Source organism: Marimonas lutisalis, assembly GCF_005434965.1.
Taxonomy (GTDB): domain Bacteria; phylum Pseudomonadota; class Alphaproteobacteria; order Rhodobacterales; family Rhodobacteraceae; genus Marimonas_A; species Marimonas_A lutisalis.
This window is the reverse complement of sequence record NZ_SKCI01000003.1, coordinates 308,497-331,845: the sequence shown is the minus strand read 5'-3', so window position 1 is coordinate 331,845 and position 23,349 is coordinate 308,497. Positions and strand designations below refer to the sequence as shown.

Below are 23,349 nucleotides of genomic sequence, written 5' to 3'. Positions count from 1 at the left end.
GGTGGGGATGGGCGAGGACAAGCGGATCACGATCGAAACGCCGGTGCAGTTTCGCGACGAGCTGCCCGAGGCGGTGGACGTGGCGATTATCGGCGGTGGCGTGATCGGGGTGTTCGCCGCGCTTTACATGGCGCGGGCGGGGCTGCGGGTGTTCCTGGCCGAGAAGGGCCGGATCGCGGGCGAGCAGAGTTCACGCAACTGGGGCTGGATTCGCCAGCAGGGCCGCGACGAGGCCGAATTGCCGATCATGATGAAGGCGCGCCACCTGTGGCAGGAGGTGGACCGCGAGGTGAACGGCGCCTGTGGGGTGACGGTGGGCGGGTGCTATTACCTGGCCACGTCGCGCGAGGTGGTCGAGGAGCGCGAGGCCTGGCTGGACGTGGCGCGCGAACACGGGCTGGACACCCAGGCGCTGACCCGTGGGGCGATCGAGGCGGCCTTTGGCGATCATGCGCACCCGATGTGGATCGGCGGGATCGTGACGCCGTCGGACATGCGGGGCGAGCCGTGGCGCGCGGTGCCGGCGGTGGCGCGGCTGGCGCAGGCCGAGGGCGTGGCGATCCGCGAAGACTGCGCGGTGCGGGCGCTGGATGTCGCGGGCGGGCAGGTGCAGGGCATCGTGACCGAGGCGGGAAAGGTGCGCGCGGGCCAGGTGATCGTGGCCGCCGGCGCGTGGTCCTCGCTGTTCCTGCGGCGGCACGGGGTGGAGATTCCGCAACTGTCGGTGCGCAACACGGTGGTGCAGACCGCGCCGCTGCCGGCGTTTTTCAACGGGGCGGCCACGGATGAGGAGCTGGCGATGCGGCGGCGGGCCGATGGCGGCTATTCGCTGGCGCAGGCCGAGAACGAGACCTTTTTCCTGGGGCCGGACGCGTTTCGCCATGTGCGCACCTACCTGCCGATGCTGAAACGCAACTGGCGCTCGGTCGGGCTGCGGCCGCTGGCGGGCAAGGGGTTTCCCGATGGCTGGGGCACGGCGCGGCAGTGGCGCGAGGACGAGGAAACCCCGTTCGAGCAGGTGCGCGTGCTGGACCCCGCGCCGGACCTGGGCGGGGTGGAGCGGATGCGGCGCCGGTTCGCCGCACGCTTTCCGCTGATCGGGCCGCCGGAGGTCCGCGATGCCTGGGCCGGGATGATCGACGTGATGCCCGATATCGTGCCCATCGTCGACCGGGTGCCGGGCCACGAGGGGCTGATCGTGGCGACGGGGATGAGCGGCCACGGTTTCGGCATCGGGCCGGGGTTTGGCGAGGTGCTGGCGCGGATGGTTCAGGGCAAGGCGCAGGACTTCGACCTGAGCCGGTTCCGGTTTGCGCGGTTCAGCGATGGCAGCCCGCTGGAGGTTGGCCGGGCTTTGTGATTGGCTGGCCTGCAGAATTGGTTGGCCCGGAAACATGGAGGACGTGAGATGACGGAAGTGGCCTGGGACAGGATGAAGGCGCAGGAGCTGCGCGCGCTTGCCGAGAAAAATGCGGTGGTCATCATCCCTGTCGCCTCGATCGAGCAGCATGGCCCGCACCTGCCGGTGATGGTAGACACGCGGCTGGGCCAGGAGATTGCTCACCGCGCGGCGCGCAAGGCCGGTGATGCGCGGCCCGTGGTGGTGACCCCGGTGATGTGGGCGGGGCTGAGCGAGCATCACATGCCCTTTGGCGGCACGCTGACGCTGAGCCACGAAACGTTCCGGATGGTGCTGCGCGACCTTGTGCTGGCGATCACCCGGCACGGGTTCCGCGATATCCTGATTTCCAACAGCCATGGCGGCAATATCATCGCCTGCCAGCAGTTCATCGACGAGATGGCGCCGCAGATCGACGCGACGCTGGTGTTCACCTGCTACCCGATGGAGGCGCAGGAGGAATACGCCGCGATCCTGGAGGACCAGGAGACGATGCAGCACGCCTGCGAGGCGGAGACGTCGATGATGATGGCGCTGGAGCCGGAGCTAGTGGACACGTCCGAGCTGGACAAGATCGCGCAGAACGCGGGCGGGCCGAAATTCCTGAAAGCGGGCAAAGCTGGCTATCGCTGGCGGCCGTTTGCGCATGTCACAGCGAACGGGTTGGCAGGCAATCCCGCGCGGTCGAGCGCGGAGAAGGGCGAGCGGCTGATCGAGATCGGGGCCGAGGCCGTGGCCGCGCTGATCCGGGACCCCGAGACCTGGGCCGCGCCGGATGACCTGCGCGGCGAGGGCACGGGCGGTGTGCCGTTCCGGCGCTGAGCATGGAAACGGCGAACAGGCTTTACGAGGCGCTGTCGGGGGCGCAGGCCAGCGAGGTGGACGCAGAGGAGCCGGGCAACTGGCTGCGCCATGCCGCGTCACTGTCGCTGACGAAGTCGGCCGACGGTCTGTTCGATCCGAAGCTGGTGCTGAGTTGGCTGCTGACCGCGCTGGCGGTGCCGTCGGTCTATGTCGGGCTGCTGGTGCCGATCCGCGAGGCCGGGGCGCTGTTGCCGCAGCTGTTCACAGCGCCGCATATTCACGCGATGGCGCGGCGCAAATGGGCCTGGGCCGGCGCGGCGGCGGTGCAGGGCGCGATGCTGGTGGTGATCCTGCTGGTGGCCCTGACGATGGAGGGCGCGGCGCCGGGGCTGGCGATTTGCGCGGCTTTGGCGGTGCTGGCGCTGGCGCGCTCGGTCGCCTCGGTCAGCTACAAGGACGTGCTGGGCAAGACGGTGGGCCAGGCGCGGCGGGGCGCGGCCACGGGATTTGCCGCCTCGGCGGGCGCGGCGGTGGTGATCATCTTTGCCCTGATCCTGATGGTGGCGCCGGTGGAGCGGATGACGATCGTGCTGGGCGCGCTGACGCTGGCCGCGCTGGCGTTCCTGGGGGCGGCAGTGATCTTTGCCGGGCTGCGCGAGGCGGCGACGCCGGAGGAGGCCGACACCGCGTGGCGGGCAGCGCTGGGGCAGATGCGGCTTTTGTGGCGCGAGCCGGGGCTGGGACGGTTCGTGATTGCCCGGGGGCTGCTGGTGGCGACCGCGCTGGCGCCGCCCTACCTGGTGCTGCTGGCCGCCGAAGCGGGCAACCGCGCGTTCGAGCGGCTGGGCGCGCTGGTGCTGGCCTCGGCGGTGGCGTCGTTGATGTCGTCCTATGTCTGGGGGCGGCTGGCCGACCGGTCGTCGCGCCGGGTGCTGATCTATGCCGGGCTGGCCGGGGCGGCGGCGCTGATCCTGGCGCTGGCGCTGCGGGCGGCGGGGCTGGCAGGCACGGTCTGGGCGCTGCCGCTGGCGCTTTTCGCGTTGATGATCGCCTATCACGGCGTGCGGCAGGGGCGCTCGACCTACCTGGTGGACATGGCGCCCGAGGACAAGCGGCTGCCCTATACGGCGGTGGCGAACACGGCGATCGGCCTCTTGCTGCTGGGGGCGGGCGTGTTCGGCGCGCTGGCCTCGCTGGCCGGGGCGGCGGTGACGATCGCGCTGTTTGCGGCGATGGCGGCGGCGGGTGCGGCGGTGGCCGCGGCACTGCCCGAGGCCGAAGGATGATTGCGGCGCCGGGCAACCGGGGGTAGCGTGCGGGCAAGACAAGACCCGGAGGGCAGGATGAGCGCATACCTGGACACGCCGCAGGGCCGGCGGTTGGCCTATCACAAGACCGAGGGCGACGGGCCCTGTGTGATTTTCTGCGGCGGGCTGAAATCAGACATGGAAGGCACCAAAGCGGTGCACCTGGAGGCCTGGGCAAAGCGGACGGGTCGGGCCTTTCTGCGGTTCGACTATTCCGGGCATGGCGAAAGCTCGGGCCAGTTCACCGATGGCTGCATCGGCGACTGGCACGAGGACACGCTGGCCGCCGTTACCGCGCTGACCGAGGGGCCGGTGGTGCCGGTGGGGTCGAGCATGGGCGGATGGCAGGCGCTGTTGCTGGCGCGCGCGATGCCCGAGCGGATCGCGGCGATGGTGACCATCGCGGCGGCGCCGGATTTCACCGAGGACGGGTACTGGGCCGAGTTCACCGACGCACAGAAAGCACAGCTGGAGAGCGTGGGCCATGTGGAGCTGCCGAGCGATTACATGGAGCCCTACGTGATCACCAAGCGGATGATCGAGGACGGGCGGCAGCGGCTGGTGCTGCGCGCGCCGCTGAACCTGCCGTTTCCGGTGCGGTTCCTGCAGGGCACGGCGGATACTGCCGTGTCGGTCGAAACGGCGGTGCGGCTGTTAGAGCACGCCGAGGGGCCGGATATGCGGCTTACGCTGGTCAAGGATGCCGATCACCGGTTTTCCGACGAGACCTGCCTGAGCCTGATAGAACACGCGGTTGAAGAGGTCATCGAGAAAGGTTCGGTATGATAAAGTCATTGGGCAAGTGGTTTGGGCGCGGTGTTTTCGCGCCGGCGGTCGTGGTGGGTGCGTTCTGGGTTCTGGGACCTTACGAGCCGGTGGAGGTGAATGTGGGTTTTGACGAGGCCGAGCTCTCGGACGGGGTTGGCCCCTACCTGGCTGCGCAGGAGGCCCGGTTCGACGATATCACCGAGGGCGTGGAAAAGCGCGTTGTCTGGGCCGGGGCGCCCGAGACGAAAACCGATCTGGCGGTGCTTTACGTGCACGGGTTTTCGGCCAGTTCCGAGGAGCTGCGGCCGGTGCCGGACAAGGTGGCCGCGGCCTATGGCGCCAACCTGGTCTTTACCCGGCTGAAGGGCCATGGGCGCCCGGGCGAGGCGCTGGGCGACGTGCGGGTCGAGGACTGGATGAACGACGTGGCCGAGGCGCTGGCCGTGGCGCGGGCGGTGGGCGAGGAGGTGATCGTGATCGCCACCTCGACCGGCTGCACGCTGACCGCCGAGGCGCTGTTGCAACCGGACAATGCGAAAGCGGTGAAGGCAGTGATCTTCGTTGCGCCGAACTTCGCGATCAACGACACGAAATCGTGGATGCTGACGTTGCCGGGCGCGCGCTACTGGCTGCCCCTGATTGCCGGGCGCGAGCGCAGCTGGGAGCCTGCGAGCGAGGCGGTGGCGACCTACTGGACATCGCGTTACCCGATGCAGGCGGCGATCACGCTGGCGGCGCTGGTGAAGCACGCCCAGGCGCAGGATTATTCGGGCGTCACGGTGCCGGCGCTGTTCTACTATTCGCACAAGGACACGGTCGTGCTGGCCAGCGAGACCGACCGGATTGCCGCGCAATGGGGCAAGGATGCGGGTGGTCTGGCGACGGTGGTGCCGCTGCCGGATGATGCCGACGTGGTCGACAACCGCCACGTGATCGCCGGTCAGATCGCATCGCCCGGCAATACCGAGGCCGCGTTGCAGGTGTTCCTGGACTGGCTGAAAGGGGTGATGGCGTGAGGCGCATTGCCCTTGCCTGGGCGCTGGGCACGTCGGCGGCCATGGCCGGTGAGACGCCCGGGCAGGTGATCGAAAAGGCGCTGTTCCTGTCGCCGATGATGGCCGAGCAGAAGGTGGCGCTGGGGCCGTGCCGGATGGAGCTGATCCAGGTGCTGAGCGCGCCGAGGGGCGAGGCGCATGCGGTGTTCGACCTGGCGCCGCTGAATTTCGAGGCGATGCGGGTGACACCGCAGGAGAGTGGGCCCGACGTGGTGATCGTGCCCTGGGCCCGCGCGGCGCAGGCGCGGATGTGGGCCGCGATGAAAAAGCTTGAGGCCGCGCGGCGCAAGATGGAAGACGCGCTTTTCGCCGAGGGGTTGGCAAAGGACGAGGAGCGCCGGCGGTTCGAGGAGATCGACGGGCAGCTGGCGGAGATGGCGCGCGCGGGCGCGTTCGGCCCTGAATTGCAACGCAATCACGCGGTGATCCGCTATGAACGCAAGGGCAAGCCCGAGCGCGAGAGTTTCGGGCCGGCCTATCCGATGGAACTGGGTCTGGTACCGGGGCAGGCCGGGGCGTTTCGCGAGGCGCTGGAAGGCTGGCGCGATGCCACCTGCAAGGGGGACTGACATGGAGCAGCGGATCTCGCTCACCACGCTGGGGGTGCGGGATATGGGCCGCGCGGTGGCGTTTTACGAAGCGCTGGGATGGCGGCGGGCCGAGGCGCCCGAGGGCATGGCGGTGTTCGACCTGATCGGGCAGGCGCTGGCGCTTTATCCGCTGGAGGACCTGGCGCGCGACATGGGGCTGGCGCCGGAGGCGCTGGGCGCGGGCGCGGCGAGCTATGCCTATAACGTGCAGGAGAAAAGCGAGGTGGCCGAGGTGCTGGAGGCCGCGCGCGAGGCGGGCGCCGAGGTGTTGAAAGAGGCGGAAGACACGTTCTGGGGCGGGCGCGGCGGCTATTTCGCCGATCCGGACGGCCATGTCTGGGAAGTGGCGTGGAACCCGTTTTCGCCGCTGCGCGAAGATGGCGCGTTTCGCTGGGGTGGATATGCGCCGTCGGGGGAGGCGGGCTGAAGCCCGCCCTACGGTATGCGCAGGCCGGGCAGCATGTGGAGCCTCGAGACGCTGGGACGGGTGCGGCTGTCGAAATATTTCTACATGCGCGAGTTTCTCTATTCCGAGATCGCGAATTTCCATGCGCTGCAGAACATTCCGGACGATCCGGATCTGACCATCGAGAACGGGCGGGCGTTCTGCGCGGCGCTGCTGGACCCGCTGGAAGAGACGTTTGGGCGGGTGGCGGTGCGCTCGGGCTATCGCTCGGCCGCGCTGAACCGCTTTGGCAACGAAAACCGGCTGAACTGCGCGCGCAATGACTATCCGCAGGAATGCCATATCTGGGATCGCGGGCGCGGGGCGGAGGCGGTGGCCGGCGCGTCGATCGTGATTCCGTGGTTTGCCGATCACTATGAACAGGGCCGCGACTGGCGCGACCTGGCGTGGTGGATTCACGACCACCTGCCATACTCCGAGCTGTGGTTCTTTCCCAAGCTCTGCGCCTTCAACATCAGCTGGCGGCCCGAGCCGTGGCGGGTGATTTCATCCTATATCGCGCCGCGGGGCACGCTGTTGCGGCGGGGCGCTGAGCCGGAGGAAAGCGCCGAGGCGCGGCGCGCGCGCTATGCGGATTTTCCGACGTTCAGGGGATTGGCCGGAGCATAGGCGAAATGTGCGGTTGACGCGGGCACTGGCTGTGCGAGTGTGGCGGCGCAGGCAGCGACAAGGATGAAAACGCGATGAAGGAACCCTTGGTTCTGATCCCCGGCATGATGTGCGATGCGCGGCTTTACTGGCCACAGATCGAGGCGTTCAGCCGCGAACGTTCGGTTACCGTGGCCTGCGCCACGCAGGGCGAGCGGATCGAGGAGATCGCCTCGACCATCCTGGATGGCGCGCCGCAGAAATTCGCGCTGGCGGGGCTGAGCATGGGCGGCATCATCGCCATGGAGGTGATGCGCCGGGCGCCCGACCGGGTGACGCGGATTGCCCTGATGGACACCAACCCGCTGGCCGAAACGCCGCAAAGCGCGGCGATGTACGAGCCGATGATCGTGGGGGTGAAGGCCGGGCGGCTGGCCGAGGTGATGCGCGGGTTCCTGAAGCCCGAGTTCTTTGCACCGGGGCCGGGGCGGATGCAGGTGCTGGGCCTGATGGCCGAGATGGCCGAGGCGCTGGGACCGGAGGTGTTCCTGCGGCAGGTGCGGGCGCTGCAGCGGCGCAAGGACCAGCAATCGACCCTGCGCAAATGCAAGGTGCCGGCGCTTGTGCTGTGCGGCGAGCATGACGGGCTGACCCCGGTCAAGCGCCATACGTTCATGGCCGAGCTGATCCCCTATGCGCGGCTGGAAATCATCCCCGATGCCGGCCATGCGCCGGTGCTGGAACAACCCGAGGCGGTGAACGCGGCCCTTGCCGTATGGCTGTCGCAGCCCTACGTCCTGAAATAGGACGATGAGCGACGACAAGAAGGACCGGAAAACCTTGCGCGATTACGCAAGACGCGTGCGGCAGTGGAGCCGTGACAACATCCCGCCGGGGCTGCGGCTGGTGGCGGGGCTGTTGCTGATCGTGGGCGGGATATTCGGGTTTCTGCCGATCCTGGGCTTTTGGATGATCCCGCTGGGCATCGCCGTGGCGGCGGCCGACGTGCTGCCGATCCTGCGCTGGTGGCGCGGGCGGGGGTCTTGACGGGCGCGGGGAAGTTGTTGCAAGAGACGCCGACCGCTGGCACCGGGTGAGAACAGGGGCCGTCGATGTGATCTGAGAAAGGAGAGCACGATGGCAAAACGTATTGTCCTGATCGCCCATGCCCCTCCACGCAATGATGACCGGGCGAGCGAGCATATCGCGCGGCTGGGCTATGTCCCCGACTGGCGCGTGCCCTGCGAGGGCGACACGCTGGGCCCCGTCACCGAAGACGTGGCGGGCACGATCATCTATGGCGGCAAATACTGCATCAGCGACATTCCCGACCTGCCCTTCATGCAGGCGGAAATGGCGTGGATCGAAGCGATGCTGAAGGCCGACAAGCCGATGCTGGGGATCTGCCAGGGCGCGCAGATGATCGCCCATGCGCTGGGCGCGCATGTGGGCCCGCGCGACGACGACATGCACGAATTCGGTTACTACGAGATCACGCCGACCGAAGCGGGCCGCGATCTGCTGCCCGGGCCGCTGGTGGTGACGCAGGCGCATTTCCATACGTTCGATATTCCGCGGGGCGCGGTGCACCTGGCGCAAAGCGCGGCCATTCCGAACCAGGCGTTTCGCTGGGGCGACAAGGTTTACGGCTTTCAGTTTCACCCCGAGGTGACGCGAGAAGGCTTTGCGCACTGGCAGGCGCAGGAGTGGTGGCTGACCGACCGGGAGAAGCCCGGGGCACAGAGCCGGGAGGAGCAGGCGCGGCTCTGCGCCCTGCATGACGCGGCGCAGGACACATGGTTTCGCGCCTTCCTGACTGATCTCTTCGGAGAGGCGCGATGACCCTTTACCTGAAGGGGTTCCTGATCACCCTGGCCGGGGTGCTGATCATTTCGCCCGATAGCCTGCTGATCCGGATGGTGGAGGCCGAGACATGGGCCGTGGCCTTCTGGCGCGGGGTGCTGAGCGGGGTGGCGACGCTGCTGGGCTATCGGATGCTGCGCGGGCGGGGTGTGTGGGACGAGATGCGCGACGGCGGCTGGCCGATGGTGGCGATCACGGTGGTCTTCGCGCTGGGCTCTCTGTGTTTCGTCTATTCAATCACCCACACGCAGGTGGCGAACACGCTTCTGATCACCTCGACCTCGCCGGTGTTTTCGGCGTTGATTGCCTGGCTGGTGCTGCGCGAGGCGGTGGGGCTGCGGACCTGGGTGACGATCGCGCTGACGCTGGCGGGGATCGGGATCATCGCCTCGGACAGTCTGGGCGCGGGCGGCGGTGACGTGCTGGGCGATCTGGCGGCGCTGGGTGCGGCGCTGTCGCTGGCGGTGTCTTTCTCGGTCGCGCGGGCCACGCGCGAGGTGAGCCAGGTGCCGGCCTTCGGCCTGGCGGCGGTGCTGTCGGGCTTTGCCGCGGCGGGGATAGCGCCGGGGCTGGCTGTGCCGGGTGAAAACATCGTCTGGCTGGCGCTTCTGGGGCTGGTCGTGGTGCCGCTGGGCTTTGCCCTGCTGGCCACGGGGCCGCGCTATATTCCGGCGCCGGATGTCAGCCTGCTGTTGCTGCTGGAGGCGGTGTTCGGCCCGCTGCTGGTGTGGTGGGTGCTGGGCGAGGACCCGGGCGCGCGGGTGCTGCTGGGCGGCGCTCTGGTGCTGGGGGCGATGGTGATGAGCAACCTTTGGTTGCTGCAGGAAACGCGGCGGGCGCGGGCCTTGCCCTAGGGGGTGCGGCGCAGGGCGGTGCGTTCTTCGCGGGTCATGATCCTGATGGTGGCGCGGGGCTGGCCGCTTTCATCGAAGAAGGGCGTCTTGCGCCAGCGGCCCGAGAGGTTGGCGGCCAGCATCATCCGCATGATGCGCGCGCCGATGCGGTTGAAGCCCTGATGGCGATAGCCGCCGCCGGGTTTGTCCATGAAAGCGTGGCCGATGATGGGGCCGAGCGTGGTGGTGTCGGACAGTCGCTTGGCGGGAATGCCGACGAAGGCGAGGCGCGGGTTGCGCAGGGTATTGAACATCGGCGCGTTGCAGCAGGTCGCATGCCAACGATAGAGGCCCTTGGGCGAGAGCCGAAGGATGGCGAGCCTGTCCTGGCCGGTGGCGATATGCACGCGGTCGGGCGTTGTCTGCCAAAGCTCGACCCCGTCGGGATCGGGATCGGGCTGGCCCAGGTAAAGCTCAGCGGTGCGGCAATCGGGGCAATGGCAGACCACGTGATTGCCGGCGCGGGGTGAGGGCACGTCGATTTCTCCCGTCACCGTGCCGCAGGTGCAGGAGAAGGGGACGCGTGCCACTGAGGGGCCCTTTTACGCGGCGGCGTTCTTGTTCGCCGGTTTCGCCTTCTTGCCGGCGTTGGCGTCGATGAAATCGAGCACGAGCGGGCGGATGTTGTTGCGCCAGCTGGACCCGGCAAAGATGCCGTAATGGCCGGCGCCCGGTTCGACGTGGTGGGCCTTTTTCTCGGCCGGGAGGCCAGTGCAGAGATCGAGCGCGGCAACGCATTGCCCCGGGGCCGAGATATCGTCCTTTTCGCCTTCGACGGTTTTCACGGCGACGGTGGTGATCTTGCCGATATCGACCTTGTGGCCATCGACCACGAACTCGTTCTTGGCGATTTCGCGGTTCTTGAAGATGCGTTCGACGGTCGAGAGGTAGAATTCGGCGGTCATGTCCATGACCGCGAGGTATTCATCGTAGAAGCGGTTATGCGGGTCATGATCGCCGGCTTCGCCCTGCATGACGCGCATGATCTGATCGCGGAAGGCCTTGGCGTGCCGTTCGGCGTTCATGGACATGAACGAGGCAAGCTGCAGCAGGCCCGGATAGACCATGCGGCCGACGCCCTTGTACTTGAAGCCGACGCGCTGGATCATCATTTCCTCGAGCTGGCCCATGGTGACGCGGCGGCCGAAATCGGTGACATCGGTGGCGGCGGCGTCCGGGTCGATCGGCCCGCCGATCAGGGTGAGGGTGCGTGGCTGCGCCTTGGGGTCCTGCTCGGCCAGGTAGGCGGTGGCGGCAAGCGTCAGCGGCGCGGGCTGACAGACGGCGATGACATGGGTGTCGGGGCCCAGTTCGCGCATGAAATCGACAAGGTAGAGGGTGTAATCCTCGACGTCGAACTTGCCTTCGGACACGGGGATATCGCGGGCATTGTGCCAGTCCGTCACGTAAACTTCGCAATCGACGAGTAGGGATTTCACGGTGGAGCGCAGCAGTGTGGCATAGTGGCCCGACATCGGGGCGACCAGAAGCACGCGCCGCGGGTTGGGTTTGCGGCCCACGACGTTGAAATGAATAAGATCGCCGAAGGGCTTTTCGACCACGGTTTCGATGTTGACCAGGTGGTCCTTGCCATCGGGGCAGACGAAGGTGCGGATACCCCAATCGGGCTTTACCACCATGCGCTGATACGTGCGCTCGGTCACTTCGCCCCAGGATGCCATCCATTGCAATGCAGGGTTTGGCACCATCGAGAAGATGGGATAGGATGCAAAGGATAGGGCGGAGGCACCAAGCCACTGATTTGTATTGCGGAAGGTTTCCATCAGGTCGTATGTGGCCATGTAACGCATCGGCGTCTCCTAAAGGGTTTGGGGCATCTGCACCCGTGGTGTTCGGTCGCTTTGCCCCCTCCGCAAAGCACAGCTATGCTGCATAGCAGCGAAGTTACGGGATATTTATTAAGATGACAACAAAAGACGATGTCGCATCGGAAAACCTGGACCGGATGGGGGCGAATTTGGCCCGGGTCGAGGAGTTGTCGCAACGGCTGATAAATGCCCTGTCGCATCGCAAGCCGCCCAATGCGCAGCTGAATGCGCCCGACAGCGAGCTGTTTGCCAAGGCGGCGATGTCTTACTGGACGGAAATGATGCAGAACCCGGCCAAGCTGTTCGAAACCCAGGTCGAATACTGGGGCAAGTCGGTCAAGCATTTCATGGAGGCCCAGCAGGCGCTGGTGCAGGGCGGGCATGTCGAGGACGACGAGGGCCCCGAGGATCGCCGGTTCGCCAACCCGCTGTGGAAGACGAACCCGTATTTCCAAATGGTCAAGCGGCAGTACCAGCTGAACGCCGAGGCGATCCGAAAGGCGGTGGAAGAGGCCGATGACCTGGAGCCCAAGGACCGCAAGCGGCTGAACTATTTCGCGCGGCAGATCATCGACATGCTGAGCCCGACGAATTTCCTGGGTACCAACCCCGACGCGCTGGAGAAGGCGGTGGCGACCGAGGGCGAGTCGCTGGTGCAGGGGCTGGAGAACCTGGTGGCCGACCTGGAGCGCAACGAGGGCGAGATGCTGGTGCGTCTGGCCGATGACACCGCGTTCGAGCTGGGCCGGAACGTGGCCACGGCGCCGGGCGAGGTTGTGTACCGCAACCGGATGCTGGAGCTGATCCAGTACGCGCCGAGCACCAAGGAGGTGCATGCCACGCCGATCGTGATCTTCCCGCCGTGGATCAACAAGTTCTACATCATGGACCTGAAACCCGAGAACAGCCTGATCCGCTGGATCGTCGACCAGGGCTATACGCTGTTCGTGGTCAGCTGGGTCAACCCGGGGCCGGAATACCGCGATGTGGGTATGGACACCTATATCGAGGAAGGATTCCTGGAGGCGATCCGGGTGGCCAAGGAGATCACCGGCGAGAAACAGGTGAACGCGGTGGGTTACTGCATCGCGGGCACGACGCTGAACCTGACGCTGTCGCTGATGAAGAAGCGCGGCGACAAGAGCGTGAAATCGGCCACCTTCTTTACCGCGCTGACGGATTTCAGCGAGCAGGGGGAGTTCACCCCGTTCCTGCAGGATGATTTCGTTGACGGGATCGTCGAGGAAGTGACCGAAATGGGCGTGCTGCGCAGTTTCATCATGTCGCGCACGATGAGTTTCCTGCGGTCGAACGACCTGATCTATGGACCGGCGATCCGCAGCTACATGATGGGCGAGACGCCGCCGGCCTTTGACCTGCTCTATTGGAACGGCGACGGAACCAACCTGCCGGCGCGGATGACGGTGGAATACCTGCGCTGGCTGTGCCAGCAAAACCTGTTCGTGAACGAGGGCGTCGAGCTGTGCGGAGAGAAGCTGCATATCTCGGACGTGGAGGTGCCGATCTGTTCGGTGACCTGCGAGACCGACCATATTGCGCCGTGGAAGGATTGTTATCGCGGGGTGCAGCAGATGGGCGCGAAGCAGAAGACCTTCATCGTGTCGCAGTCGGGCCATATTGCCGGGATCATCAACCCGCCGTCGAAGAAGAAATACGGCCACTATACCAATGACGACCTGGGCGGTGACGCCGATACGTGGATGAGGGAGGCGAAGTTCCATCAAGGATCGTGGTGGCCGCGCTGGGAAGCCTGGCTGCGCAAGCGATCGGGCAAGATGGTTCCGGCGCGCGAACCGGGCGATTCGGAGCATCCGCCGTTGTGTCCGGCGCCTGGAACCTATGTGGTGAACAAGCCAAAGGTCTGATTTAAAAGGGGTATTTCCTGTTTTGCTGCACTGCAGCAAAAACCCTTGATTTGCTGCAGTGCAGCATCTATATTCTTTGCAGACGCAGAAACGCGGGATGTTCCCGCAAGCAGTTGCAGAGGACCAGACCAATGGCCAAGACCCAAGATTTCACCGCCGTCTTCAAAGACATGATGGGCGCATTCCCCGTCGACACCAAAGCCTTTGAAGATGCCTTCAAAACCCAGGCAACCCTGAACGAGAAACTGTCGGGCGTCGCCCTGCAAGCCGCCGAGAAATCGAGCGAGATCTCGAGCAAGTGGACCAAGGAAACCCTGGACAAGCTGGCAGACATGTCGAAAGCCCGCAAAGAGCCGGCCGACTATGCCAAAGCCATGACCGATTTCGCATCGGCCAGCGCTGAATCGGCTGCCGAACACATGGCCGCCTTCGCCGAGATCGCCAAGAAAGTTCAGATGGACACCGTCGAGCTGCTGATGGCGGCTGGCAAGGACGTGACCGAAGAAGCAACCGCCGCCATGAAAAAGGCCACCGACGAGGTGACCTCGGCCGCGAAGAAAGCTTCGGCCAAGTAAGGCAAACAGCTTAGCGCCCCTATCTCCCTCTCCTCCCAATCTTTAGGGGTGCAACCTGTGAAGGGCGAGCCGGATGGCTCGCCCTTTCCTTTTTTTCTGCGCTCGCGTAAGCTGCGCTGCAGCGCGCAGTTCATGGGGAGGAGAAACCCTTGGCCGACAGTGATAAACCGCTTCTCATCAAGCGTTACGCCAGCCGCAGGCTGTATAATACCGAGACCAGTGATTACGTGACGCTGGAAGACATCGCGGGGTTCATTCGGGATGGGCGCGAGGTGCAGATTATCGATCTGAAGACCGGGGACGACCTGACCCGGCAATACCTGCTGCAGATCATCGCCGAGCATGAAAGCCGGGGCGAGAACGTGCTGCCAATTTCGGTGCTGAACGACCTGGTGCGCAGTTACACTACCCAGGCCACCAGCGTCGTGCCGCAGTTCCTGCAGGCCAGTTTCGAGATGCTGCGCGATGGCCAGTCGAAGATGATGGAAAACCTGGGCACCATGAACCCGATGGCCAAGATGCCGGGGTTCGAGGCGATGCAGGCCCAGCAGGAAGCCTTTATGAAGGCGATGAGCTCGGCCTGGGGCAATGCCGGCAGCACCGGCCCGGCGCCCGAGAAGCCGGAGGCCGAAGAAGACGGCGAAGAGCTGGACGAGATCAAGCAGCAACTTGCTGATCTGCAAGCGAAATTGTCCAAGCTGGGCAAGTAAATCGCGATGGTTTCCAGCCCCGGCAAGATCACCTTGTGGGGGATCGAGGTGTTTATCGCCACGGTCGAGGAACGCTCGATTTCCGCTGCGGCGCGGCGGTTGGGGGCTTCGCCCTCGGCGGTTTCGCAACAGCTGACCAACCTGGAAGCGGCCATGGGCGTGCCGCTGCTGGTGCGCAACGAGCGCCCGGTCCGCCTGACGCCGGCGGGCGAGATTTTCCGGCGCCGGGCGACGATCATCCTGGACGAGGCGGCGCAGGCCAAGGCGGAGTTGGCCGCGCAGGACCTGAGCCTGCTGACGCGGTTCCGGCTGGGGGTGATCGAGGATTTCGAGGCGGATGTGACGCCGCAGCTCCTGGCGCATATGGCGGGCGAGTTGACGGGGTGTCAGTTCCTGCTGGAAACGGGGGCGAGCCATTTCCTTTATGGCCAGCTGGATGCCCGCGCGCTTGACGTGATCGTGGCGGCCGAACTGGGCGCCGCTGCGGACTGGATGGAGATCCACCCGATTCTGGAAGACGGGTTTGTGGTGGCGGCGCCGCGCGGCGTGGTGGATCCAACGGGCAACGTGCTGGAACAGCTGAAGGCGCTGCCGCTGGTGCAATACACGTCGCGCCACTACATGGGCCGGCTGATCGCCGATCACCTGGCGCGGCAGAACCTGACCATGGCGCACCGGTTCGAGCTGGACAGTTATCACGCGATCCTGGCGCTGGTCGGGCAGGGGGCGGGCTGGACCATCCTGACGCCACTGGCGCTGATGCGGGCGCGGCGCTTTGCCGATCAGCTGGATATCATGGACCTGCCCTTTGCGCCGCTGAGCCGCACGATCAGCCTGACCGCGCGCAAGGGGATTCTGCAGGACATGCCGGCGCGGGTGGCCGAGACGCTGAAACCCATCCTGCGCAAGACGGTGGTCGAGCCGGCGATCGCGGCGCATCCCTTTCTGAAAAAGCGGCTGAAACTTTACGAATAGGCGATTTCGGTTCGGTAGGCCGGGTCGCGCAGGAGGGCGAAATAATCCTCGCGCAGCTGGCGCGCGACGGGGCCGGGGGCCTCGTTCCCGAACACGCGATCATCGACGCGGGCGACCGGGATCGCGCCGCCGCCCGACGAGGACAGGAAGACCTCATCCGCCTCGAGCAGTTCGGAAAGCGGCAAGGGGCGGGTTTCCACGCTCAGGCCGCGGGCCTGGCACATCTCGATCATGGTGCGGCGGGTGATGCCGTGCAGCACGCCTTGATCCGAGGTGACGACAGTATCGCCCTTCACGGCAAAGACGTTGAAGCCGGGGCCTTCGGTGACGTTGCCGGCGTGATCGAGCAGGGCGGTGGTGTCGAAGCCCGCATCCTTGGCCTCGAGCAGGCCGGTGGTGAAATCGCCCCAGTGGTAGTTCTTTGCGCGCGGGTTGACGCTGTCCTCGGGGATGCGACGCGAGGATTTCGAGATCCACAGGTGGCAGCCGCGTTCGGCCACGTCGGGTTTGATGACGTGGACGTAAGGAATGCACCAGGCATAGAAATGGTTGCCGCATTCGCGCGGATCACGGGAGCCGGGGATGAGTGGCACGCCGCGCGAGGCGGTCATCGAAACGTAAGAGTCGCGCAGGCCGGATCTGGCGACGATATCGCGCAGGATCTGTTTGATCTCGTCATCGGATTGCGGGATCGACAGGCGCAGGGCCTCGACCGACTGGCGGAAGCGGGCAAGGTAATCATCGAGGCGAAAGAATGCGCCGTCCCAGACCGGCACCACGTCATAGGTGATGTCCGAGTGGGTCAGGCCCCAGTCGAGCACCGAGATTTTCGCCTCGGCGACGGGCACGATTTCCCCGCCCATCCAGGCCGCGCCCTTGGAGAAATCCGCCATGTCATGCCTCTTGCGTCAGGTTCCGTAGACCTGAGCGTGCCCGATCACGTCATGGGCCGCAAGAACCAGCGCATCGGCGATGGCGGTGCATTGATCGAGGGTGAGATGCGCAGGCAGGCGCGCATCGCAGGCGCGCATCAGCATGGCGCGGGTTTGCGGGAGATCGGGCCGGGACCCGGGCAGGAACTGCCAGTTCCAGAAGGCGCGGGCGTTGTCGGTGGAGTGGCCGAAGATCTGCACCTTGACGCCGCGATCGGCGGCGGCGATTGCGAAGGCGCGGGCCTGGGCATCATCCATGTTCACGAGGTTGAACTGGATCGAATCCGGGGCGCGGTCCTCGGGCGGCAGGGCGGATGGCACGTGCAGCCAGGGCGAGGCATTCAGGCGCTCTGCCACGAAATCGTGGTTGCGGCGGCCGTCGCGGACACGGCGGGGCACCTCGGGCAGTTGCGGGCGGATGACCGCGGCGGCGAGGTTCGAAAGGCGCAGATTGTAGAGCGGCAGGCGGTTCTGCCAGCGGGCAAACCCCTGTTCCAGCGCCGCCGAGTTGTCGCCGGGGGCGAGGTGTTTCTGCCAGTTATGCTCATAGGCGCCGGACATGATGACCGCGCGGGCGACGAGATCGGCATCGTCGGTGATCAGGATGCCGCCCTCGCCGGCATTGACCAGCTTGTAGGACTGGAAGGAAAAACAGCCGACCCGGCCAATGGTGCCGATTTTGCGGTCGGCCCATTCGGTGCCGAGGGAATGGGCCGCGTCCTCGACCACGGGGATGCCCCGCGCGTCGCAAAGCGCCATGATCGCGTCCATGTCCGAGGTGTGGCCGCGCATGTGGCTGATGATGACGGCGGAAATGCCGCTGTCGAGCCTGGCGGTGAAATCATCGATGTCGATGCGGTAATTGTCGCCCACCTCGCAGAGCACCGGCACGCAATCGGCATGCACGACCGAGGAGGGCACGGCGGCGAAGGTGAAGCCGGGGATCAGCACGCGGGCATCGCGCGGCAGGCCAAGCGCCTTGAGCGAGAGAAAGAGCGCCGCCGAGCAGGACGAGACTGCAAGCGCATATTTCACGCCCATCATTTCGGCGAATTCGCGTTCGAGCAGGGCGACGGGTGCGTTTTCGGGCGCGGTGTAGCGGAAGAGGTCGCCTGATTGCAGAAGCCTGTCGATTTCGTCCCGCGCGGCCGGCGGGATCGGTTCGGCGTCGTAAACATTGGCGGCGGGGGTGGGGGCCTGCGAGTGATGCGTCATGTTTGTTCGGCTTTTCCGAAGGTTGTTTTCGGGAAAACTAAACGAAAGCCCCGGGTCTGGAAAGTGAAAAGCGCGGTTTTGCGGGCTCTTGGGAGCATGGATTGGGGCACGCTGCAGGGCCAGCCCCGCGCGCTTGACCGGATATTCGCCGACAGATGAAGGGCTTGCGGGTGCGCAGGGAATGGCCGCATGGTGGAGGGAAATCGCCGGGAGGGTGTGAAATGGCGCTGAAATTCATCGAGGCAGGGGTGCTTAGGGTGGCCTATCGAACCTACGGCGCTGAGTCGGGCTGGCCGTGTCTTCTAGGGCATGGGTTTCCCTATGATGTCGAGACTTACGCCGAAAGCGCGGAGATATTGGCCGAGGCGGGCGCGCGTGTGATCGTACCCTATCTGCGCGGATATGGGCCGACCCGCTTTCTGAGCGACGCGGTGCCGCGCTCGGGCGAGCAGGCTGCCTTGGGGGCGGATATGCTGGCCCTGATGGACGCACTTGGACTCGAGCGGGCCGTGCTGGGCGGTTATGACTGGGGCGGGCGCGCGGCCTGTATCGTGGCGGCCCTTTGGCCCGGGCGGGTTGAGGCGCTGGTGAGCGGCAATGCCTACAATATCCAGGACATCGCGCATTCAGGAGAGCCGGCGCCGCCGGAACAGGAGGCGGCGTTTTGGTATCAGTATTACTTCCATTCCGAGCGCGGGCGGCGCGGGTTGGAGAAGGATCGCAAGGGGGTGGCGCGCCTCTTGTGGCGAATGTGGTCGCCCAAATGGGATTTTTCGCCGGAGGTTTTCGAACGCACGGCGCAGAGTTTCGATAATCCGGACTTCGTGGAGGTGGTGATCCATTCCTATCGTCACCGCTATGGGCTGGTGCCGGGCGATCCGGATTGCGCGGCAATCGAGGCGCGGCTGGCAGAGCAGCCCCCGATCACCGTGCCCACGATCAGCATTGATGGCGATAGTGATGGCGTGTCCTTTGGTACCGCGCATCACGCGGCCAGGTTTACCGGGCCGCATGAGCACAGGGTGTTTGAAGACGCGGGCCATAACCTGCCGCAGGAGCGCCCCGAGGCGTGGGCCCAGGCGGTGCTGGATGCGAAGGCGATGGCGTCCTAGGCCTGCGGCACGATCAGGACAAGGCCGTCGAGATCGTCGGACGCCTCGATCTGGCAGGAAAGGCGCGAGCTGTCGCGGCGTTCGGCCTCGGCCACGTCGAGCATGGCGTCTTCGAAATCGTCCGCGCTGCCGGTCTTGTCCAGCCATGCGTCATCGACATAGACGTGGCAGGTGGCGCAGGAGAGCGTGCCGCCGCATTCGCCGATGATGCCGGGCACGTTGTTGTCGACGGCGGCCTGCATCATCGAGGTGCCATTTTCGACGTCGGCGGTGCGTTCACTGCCATCGGGAAGTTTCCAGGTGACTTTCATCGGATTTCCTTTCGATCAGACGAAATAGACGTAGAAGTCGCGCAGCGCGTCGCCTTCGAGGTCTTTCGTCTTTTTCACTTCCTTTTCCTTCATGAAGGCGTGGTTGTCGCAAAGAAGCTGCCCCACGGCCTGGGTAAGCACGGTATCGGCGCGCAGGTCGGCCACCGCGCCCTTGAGGTCGATCGCGGTGCTTTCCTTGGCGTCCGTATTCTCGAACCCGTCGCCGGTTTCCATCGGCGGCAGCTCATAGCCGTTCTCGACCCCCAGTCGCGCGGCCTGAAGCACGGCGGCGACGGCGGTGTAGGGGTTTGACGAGGCATCGGCCATCCGGTGCTCCAGCCGGGCCTTGGGCCCGCCTTCGGAGCTGATCCGGGTGGTGACGTTGCGGTGGTCGCCGCCCCAGTTCTTCCAGAAGCCCGAGAGCGAACCGGGCTGAAGCCGCTGGTAGGAATTCGCGGTCGGCGCGATCAGGCCGGCGAGGCCCTTGTGATGGTGCAGGAGGCCGGCGAGGCAGCCCCTGGCCAGGTCATTCATGTGCTCGGGGCCGCCGCGCGGGCCCGACGAAAGCGCGTTGCCGCCGGACTCGTCGGTGAAGGAGAAGTTGATATGCATGCCTGAGCCGCCGGCCTCGGCGATCGGTTTGGGCATGAAGGTGAGGATCACGCCGTGTTCCAGCGCAATCTCACGCGCCATCAGGCGGAAGAGGACGATATCATCCACTGCCTGTACCGCGTCGTCGAAGGTGAGCGTGTATTCGTATTGCGGGCTGTCATATTCGGCCGTGATCATGTCGAGCCGAAATCCGAGCCTGTCGGCCATTTCCCAGATCGCATCGTTGAAGCGCAGCGGATCGGTGAAAGGGCCGGTGCCGTAGACCACGCCGCCGGGCGCGTCGTAGGGGACAAGCCGGCCTTCGTCATCGGCCATCAGGGCGAAGCATTCCAGCTCGATCCCGACCTTGGGGTTCAGGCCGCGCGCCTGCCAGTCGGCCACCGTGCGTTTCAGCGCGCCGCGTGGGCAGAGCGGCAGCAGTTCGCCTTCGTCGTCGTAGAGATCGCCGATCACGATCTTGGTGTGGTCGTCCCAGCTGTCGCGGATTTCGTCATGGCGCCAGCGCAGTTCCATGTCGGGCAGGCCCTGCATCATCATCGCGCCGGGGGCATCGAGCAGGTCCTTGTCGTAATGCACGCCGAAGGTGGAGCGGCAGAAGCGGGTCTCGGAATCGGCGATCTTCGAGTGGGGCAGGTATTTGCCCCGGATGATCGACAGGTGGTCGCAAAATATCGCGCGCAGGCGGTCGTGCATTGTGGTTCTCCCTGTTTTTCGGCCCCGTTTCGGGCTCAGGCACGCTTGATCCGCACCGGTAGTTTCTTGATCCCGCCCACGAAATTCGAGCGGAGGAATTCGTGATCGCCGTCAGCTTCTATGGATTTGAGCCGTTTGGCCAGTTCCTGGAAGAGCACGCGTACCTCGAGCCGCGCCAGCCACATGCCGAGGCAGACATGCGGGCCGCCCTGGCCGAAGCTGACATGGCGATTGGGGCTGCGGAAGAGATCGACGCGGAAGGGATCGTCGAATACCTCCTCGTCGCGGTTGGCCGAGGACCACCAGAACAGCACCTTGTCGCCTTCGCGGATGGTTTTTCCATGCGCCTCATAGTCCTGCAGCGCGGTACGGCGGAAATAGAGCGCCGGTGTGGCCCAGCGGATGATTTCATCCGGTGCGGTTTCCCAGATGTCACCGCCCGCCTGCATCTGCTCCAGAAGCTCGGGCTGGTGGCACATGGCCTGAATGCCCGCGGCGATGGAATAGCGGGTGGTGTCGTTGCCGGCGGCCACGAGGAGGCAGAAGAAATTGCGAAATTCTTCCTCAGTGATCACGCTGCCGTCCTTGGCCGGTTCGCGGATCATGTGCAGCACGCCCGAGGTGTCGCCGGCGGCTTCTTTCTCGGCCATCAGTTTCTTGGCGTAGACGAAGAGTTCGGCCCCGGCGGGCGAGTTGAAGGGCATCATGCGGAATTCATCGGTCGTCATCTGGTCGAGGACGTGATCGGTGAAATCGGGATCGGTGTTGGCGATTAGCGCATCGCCCTTTTCGACCAGCCAGGGCAGGTCTTCGTCGGGCAGGCCGAGGATACGGCCCAGCATGCGCATGGGCAATTGGCGGGCGATGTCCTTGGTGGCGTCGAAACTCTCCTGAGCGAGCGCCTGATCAAGGATTTCATCACACAATTTGCGGATATCATCCTCGAACTGGGCCACGACCGGTTTGGAGAACGCCTTGGCCACCTTGATCCGGGTCATCATGTGTTCGGGCGGATCGGTCTCCTGGAAGGTGCGGCGGGCGAGGTATTCCTCGTAGGTCTGGTCCTCCATCCGGATGCCGCGTGCCGAGGAGAACACTGCGGTGTCGCGGTTCATCTCGGCGATATCGGCATGGCGGGTGATCGACCAGAAATCCTCGCCGTTGGCATAGGGGGTCCAGTGCAGGGGATCTTCGCGGCGCAGCCGGGCGAAGGTGTTGTGTGGGGCGCCGCGGGTGAAGGTATCGTGGCTGGTGAGGTCGGCGTGGCCGTCATCGGTGGGGGTCCAGACTGTCATATTCGGCGCCTCCCGCGGCAGATTCGTGTTGTTGATTTGTTAAGTATATTGTAGATGCCGATAAATATGCAAAAGGAAACTGCCCATGCGCATTGCCATCCTGATGACCAACACCGACGAAAGCGATTTCGCGCAACGCTGGCCGAAAGACGGCGAGAAATTCCCGGCGATGATGCGACTGGTGCGGCCAGAGTGGGACTATCTGGTCTATTCGGTCAAGGATGGCGTGTTTCCCGAAAGCCTTGAGGGCATCGACGGGGTGATGATCACCGGCTCGCCGGCTTCGGTGAATTCCGGTGAGGACTGGGTGGCGCGGCTGGAGGCGCTGGTGCGCGAGATTGTCGGCGCAGGTATTCCGCTGTTCGGTGCGTGTTTCGGGCATCAGTTGATTGCCCAGGCCCTGGGTGGGAAGGTGGAGATGAACCCGGACGGTTGGGTGTTCGGGCAGGTGGAGCAGGTGTTCAAGGATGGGCGGAAAATGCCGATCTATGCCAGCCATTGCGAACAGGTGACCCGGTTGCCCGAGGGGGCCGAGGTGATCGCCGAGGGGCCGGGCTGTCCGGTGGGCGCCTTCGTGATCGGCGATGCGGTGATGACGACGCAGTATCACCCCGAAATGGAGCCCGACTTCATCGCGGCGCTGATCGAGTACCTGGCCACGGACCTGCCTTCGGATATCACACAAGCGGCGCGCAGCTCGCTTGGCGAGGCGCCGGACATGGCGACGACGGCAGAGTGGATTGCCGAGTTTCTTGAGAAAAAACAGAAGGAAACTTGACGGGTTTCAAGCGAGGGCGGCGAGCAGATCGAGCGCCGTGACGTGGTCGAAACTGACGTGACGGGCCATGGTTTCTTCGGCCTCATCCGCCTGACGGTTGGCAATGAGCATGGCGATTTCGCGGTGTTCGCGCGCCGAAGTGGCGATAACGCCGGCATAATGATAGCGCGCGCGATAATACGCCATCAGCTTGCGCGCGTTGGTCTTGATCATGTCGAGCAGGAACGGGTTGCCCGCGGCCTCGGCCACGACGCGGTGGAAATCGAGGTTGAGCTGGTAGTAGAGGTCTGGCAGGCCGTCGCCGTGCCGCGCGGCATGGGCCTCGCAGGCGGCGGTCGCCTCTTCCAGCGCGGCGGCGTGGGATTTCGAAAGGCGCCGCGCAGCGAGCCCCGCAGCCTGTCCTTCGAGCTTGGCATGTACCTCTAATATCGCGAGAAATTCCTCGAGCGTGGGGCGGAAGACAGTGGCGCCCTTGCGCGGGTTGCGGGTGATGAGACCGGCGGTTTCAAGCTGGATCATCGCTTCGCGCACGGGCGTGCGCGAGACGTTGTGTGCGTCGATCAGCATCTGTTCATCGATCGTGTCGCCAGGGTTCAGAACCCCGGTGTCGATGCCCTTGAGCACCGCGTGGATGATGGTTTCGGTCTGTCCCGCCATGGCGCGACCCTGACCCGTTCGGCGTAAAATGTAAAG

The 23,349-nt window shown here is 65.2% G+C and carries 26 protein-coding genes; 18 read left to right on the top strand and 8 right to left on the bottom strand.

The genetic code is table 11. From position 1 onward, the window contains the following. Nucleotides 1-7: 7 nt before the first annotated feature. The 12 genes from E0501_RS14755 to E0501_RS14700 all read left to right on the top strand — a co-directional run bounded on the left by E0501_RS14755 (nt 8) and on the right by E0501_RS14700 (nt 9,694). Nucleotides 8-1,360: an NAD(P)/FAD-dependent oxidoreductase gene (locus tag E0501_RS14755; protein WP_137702147.1), complete on the top strand. Its 1,353-nt coding sequence runs from the start codon at nt 8-10 to the stop codon at nt 1,358-1,360. A gap of 48 nt (nt 1,361-1,408) precedes the next feature. Continuing rightward, a complete protein-coding gene (locus E0501_RS14750; RefSeq protein WP_137702146.1) occupies nt 1,409-2,221 on the top strand; it encodes a creatininase family protein in 813 nt (270 codons plus the stop codon). 2 nt (nt 2,222-2,223) lie between these two features. Further along, nucleotides 2,224-3,489, top strand: coding sequence for an MFS transporter (locus E0501_RS14745; protein WP_235857867.1), 1,266 nt, complete (start codon nt 2,224-2,226; stop codon nt 3,487-3,489). A 57-nt stretch (nt 3,490-3,546) separates the two neighbouring features. Further along, the gene (locus tag E0501_RS14740; protein WP_137702144.1) at nt 3,547-4,296 is read left to right on the top strand and encodes an alpha/beta fold hydrolase; all 750 of its coding nucleotides are present in this window, start codon (nt 3,547-3,549) and stop codon (nt 4,294-4,296) included. After that, nucleotides 4,293-5,294 (top strand): alpha/beta hydrolase, encoded by a 1,002-nt coding sequence (locus E0501_RS14735; RefSeq protein WP_137702143.1) that lies wholly within the window; start codon nt 4,293-4,295, stop codon nt 5,292-5,294. The genes E0501_RS14740 and E0501_RS14735 overlap by 4 nt, the downstream gene beginning before the upstream one ends. Further along, on the top strand, nt 5,291-5,902 hold the full coding sequence (locus E0501_RS14730) for a hypothetical protein (RefSeq protein WP_137702142.1): 612 nt from the start codon (nt 5,291-5,293) through the stop codon (nt 5,900-5,902). Before E0501_RS14735 ends, E0501_RS14730 begins: the two co-directional genes overlap by 4 nt. 1 nt (nt 5,903) lies before the next feature. After that, the gene (locus E0501_RS14725) at nt 5,904-6,350 is read left to right on the top strand and encodes a VOC family protein (RefSeq protein ID WP_137702141.1); all 447 of its coding nucleotides are present in this window, start codon (nt 5,904-5,906) and stop codon (nt 6,348-6,350) included. A 33-nt stretch (nt 6,351-6,383) separates the two neighbouring features. After that, nucleotides 6,384-6,998 carry a hypothetical protein gene (locus tag E0501_RS14720; RefSeq protein ID WP_137702140.1) on the top strand — a complete coding sequence of 205 codons (615 nt, stop codon included), beginning with the start codon at nt 6,384-6,386 and terminating at the stop codon, nt 6,996-6,998. A 74-nt stretch (nt 6,999-7,072) separates the two neighbouring features. Beyond that, entirely contained in the window at nt 7,073-7,783 is a 711-nt protein-coding gene (locus E0501_RS14715) for an alpha/beta fold hydrolase (RefSeq protein WP_137702139.1), read from the top strand. Between the two features lie 4 nt (nt 7,784-7,787). Continuing rightward, entirely contained in the window at nt 7,788-8,024 is a 237-nt protein-coding gene (locus E0501_RS14710; RefSeq protein WP_235857866.1) for a hypothetical protein, read from the top strand. A 90-nt stretch (nt 8,025-8,114) separates the two neighbouring features. Further along, nucleotides 8,115-8,819 (top strand): glutamine amidotransferase-related protein, encoded by a 705-nt coding sequence (locus tag E0501_RS14705; protein ID WP_137702138.1) that lies wholly within the window; start codon nt 8,115-8,117, stop codon nt 8,817-8,819. Beyond that, nucleotides 8,816-9,694, top strand: a complete 879-nt coding sequence (locus tag E0501_RS14700; RefSeq protein ID WP_137702137.1) for a DMT family transporter — start codon at nt 8,816-8,818, stop codon at nt 9,692-9,694. Before E0501_RS14705 ends, E0501_RS14700 begins: the two co-directional genes overlap by 4 nt. Here the strand turns inward: E0501_RS14700 and E0501_RS14695 are convergent. Both E0501_RS14695 and phaZ read right to left on the bottom strand, forming a co-directional pair. Then, nucleotides 9,691-10,263 carry a DUF6151 family protein gene (locus E0501_RS14695; protein ID WP_137702136.1) on the bottom strand — a complete coding sequence of 191 codons (573 nt, stop codon included), beginning with the start codon at nt 10,261-10,263 and terminating at the stop codon, nt 9,691-9,693. The genes E0501_RS14700 and E0501_RS14695 overlap by 4 nt on opposite strands. 12 nt (nt 10,264-10,275) lie before the next feature. Further along, nucleotides 10,276-11,544, bottom strand: a complete 1,269-nt coding sequence (phaZ, locus tag E0501_RS14690; protein ID WP_137702135.1) for a polyhydroxyalkanoate depolymerase — start codon at nt 11,542-11,544, stop codon at nt 10,276-10,278. A gap of 113 nt (nt 11,545-11,657) precedes the next feature. Between phaZ and E0501_RS14685 the strand changes: the two genes are divergently transcribed. From E0501_RS14685 to E0501_RS14670, 4 genes are all read left to right on the top strand, one after another. Next, nucleotides 11,658-13,448, top strand: a complete 1,791-nt coding sequence (locus E0501_RS14685) for a PHA/PHB synthase family protein (protein ID WP_137702134.1) — start codon at nt 11,658-11,660, stop codon at nt 13,446-13,448. 131 nt (nt 13,449-13,579) lie between these two features. Further along, nucleotides 13,580-14,023, top strand: coding sequence for a phasin family protein (locus E0501_RS14680; RefSeq protein WP_137702133.1), 444 nt, complete (start codon nt 13,580-13,582; stop codon nt 14,021-14,023). A gap of 149 nt (nt 14,024-14,172) precedes the next feature. Next, the gene (gene phaR / locus E0501_RS14675; protein ID WP_137702132.1) at nt 14,173-14,733 is read left to right on the top strand and encodes a polyhydroxyalkanoate synthesis repressor PhaR; all 561 of its coding nucleotides are present in this window, start codon (nt 14,173-14,175) and stop codon (nt 14,731-14,733) included. A gap of 6 nt (nt 14,734-14,739) precedes the next feature. Then, a complete protein-coding gene (locus E0501_RS14670) occupies nt 14,740-15,708 on the top strand; it encodes a LysR family transcriptional regulator (protein ID WP_137702131.1) in 969 nt (322 codons plus the stop codon). Here E0501_RS14670 and E0501_RS14665 read toward each other — a convergent pair. Further along, nucleotides 15,699-16,601, bottom strand: coding sequence for an aminotransferase class IV (locus E0501_RS14665; RefSeq protein ID WP_137702130.1), 903 nt, complete (start codon nt 16,599-16,601; stop codon nt 15,699-15,701). The genes E0501_RS14670 and E0501_RS14665 overlap by 10 nt on opposite strands. A gap of 15 nt (nt 16,602-16,616) precedes the next feature. Then, nucleotides 16,617-17,855 carry a DegT/DnrJ/EryC1/StrS family aminotransferase gene (locus E0501_RS14660; RefSeq protein WP_137702129.1) on the bottom strand — a complete coding sequence of 413 codons (1,239 nt, stop codon included), beginning with the start codon at nt 17,853-17,855 and terminating at the stop codon, nt 16,617-16,619. A 221-nt stretch (nt 17,856-18,076) separates the two neighbouring features. Between E0501_RS14660 and E0501_RS14655 the strand changes: the two genes are divergently transcribed. Beyond that, entirely contained in the window at nt 18,077-18,967 is an 891-nt protein-coding gene (locus E0501_RS14655) for an alpha/beta fold hydrolase (protein WP_137702128.1), read from the top strand. On the opposite strand, the gene E0501_RS14650 is transcribed toward E0501_RS14655, so the two are convergent. Genes E0501_RS14650 through E0501_RS14640 form a run of 3 tightly spaced genes read right to left on the bottom strand, consistent with a single transcriptional unit; the run spans nt 18,964 to nt 21,878 of the window. Then, complete coding sequence (locus E0501_RS14650) at nt 18,964-19,278, bottom strand: 2Fe-2S iron-sulfur cluster-binding protein (protein ID WP_137702127.1); 315 nt, start codon at nt 19,276-19,278, stop codon at nt 18,964-18,966. The genes E0501_RS14655 and E0501_RS14650 overlap by 4 nt on opposite strands. Nucleotides 19,279-19,293: 15 nt before the next feature. Next, a complete protein-coding gene (locus E0501_RS14645) occupies nt 19,294-20,583 on the bottom strand; it encodes a type I glutamate--ammonia ligase (RefSeq protein ID WP_137702126.1) in 1,290 nt (429 codons plus the stop codon). A gap of 35 nt (nt 20,584-20,618) precedes the next feature. Continuing rightward, nucleotides 20,619-21,878 carry a cytochrome P450 gene (locus E0501_RS14640; protein WP_137702125.1) on the bottom strand — a complete coding sequence of 420 codons (1,260 nt, stop codon included), beginning with the start codon at nt 21,876-21,878 and terminating at the stop codon, nt 20,619-20,621. A gap of 85 nt (nt 21,879-21,963) precedes the next feature. On the opposite strand from E0501_RS14640, the gene E0501_RS14635 reads away from it, so the two are divergent. Further along, nucleotides 21,964-22,656: a type 1 glutamine amidotransferase gene (locus E0501_RS14635; protein WP_137702124.1), complete on the top strand. Its 693-nt coding sequence runs from the start codon at nt 21,964-21,966 to the stop codon at nt 22,654-22,656. A 6-nt stretch (nt 22,657-22,662) separates the two neighbouring features. On the opposite strand, the gene E0501_RS14630 is transcribed toward E0501_RS14635, so the two are convergent. Then, complete coding sequence (locus E0501_RS14630) at nt 22,663-23,313, bottom strand: GntR family transcriptional regulator (RefSeq protein WP_137702123.1); 651 nt, start codon at nt 23,311-23,313, stop codon at nt 22,663-22,665. Nucleotides 23,314-23,349 lie beyond the last annotated feature (36 nt).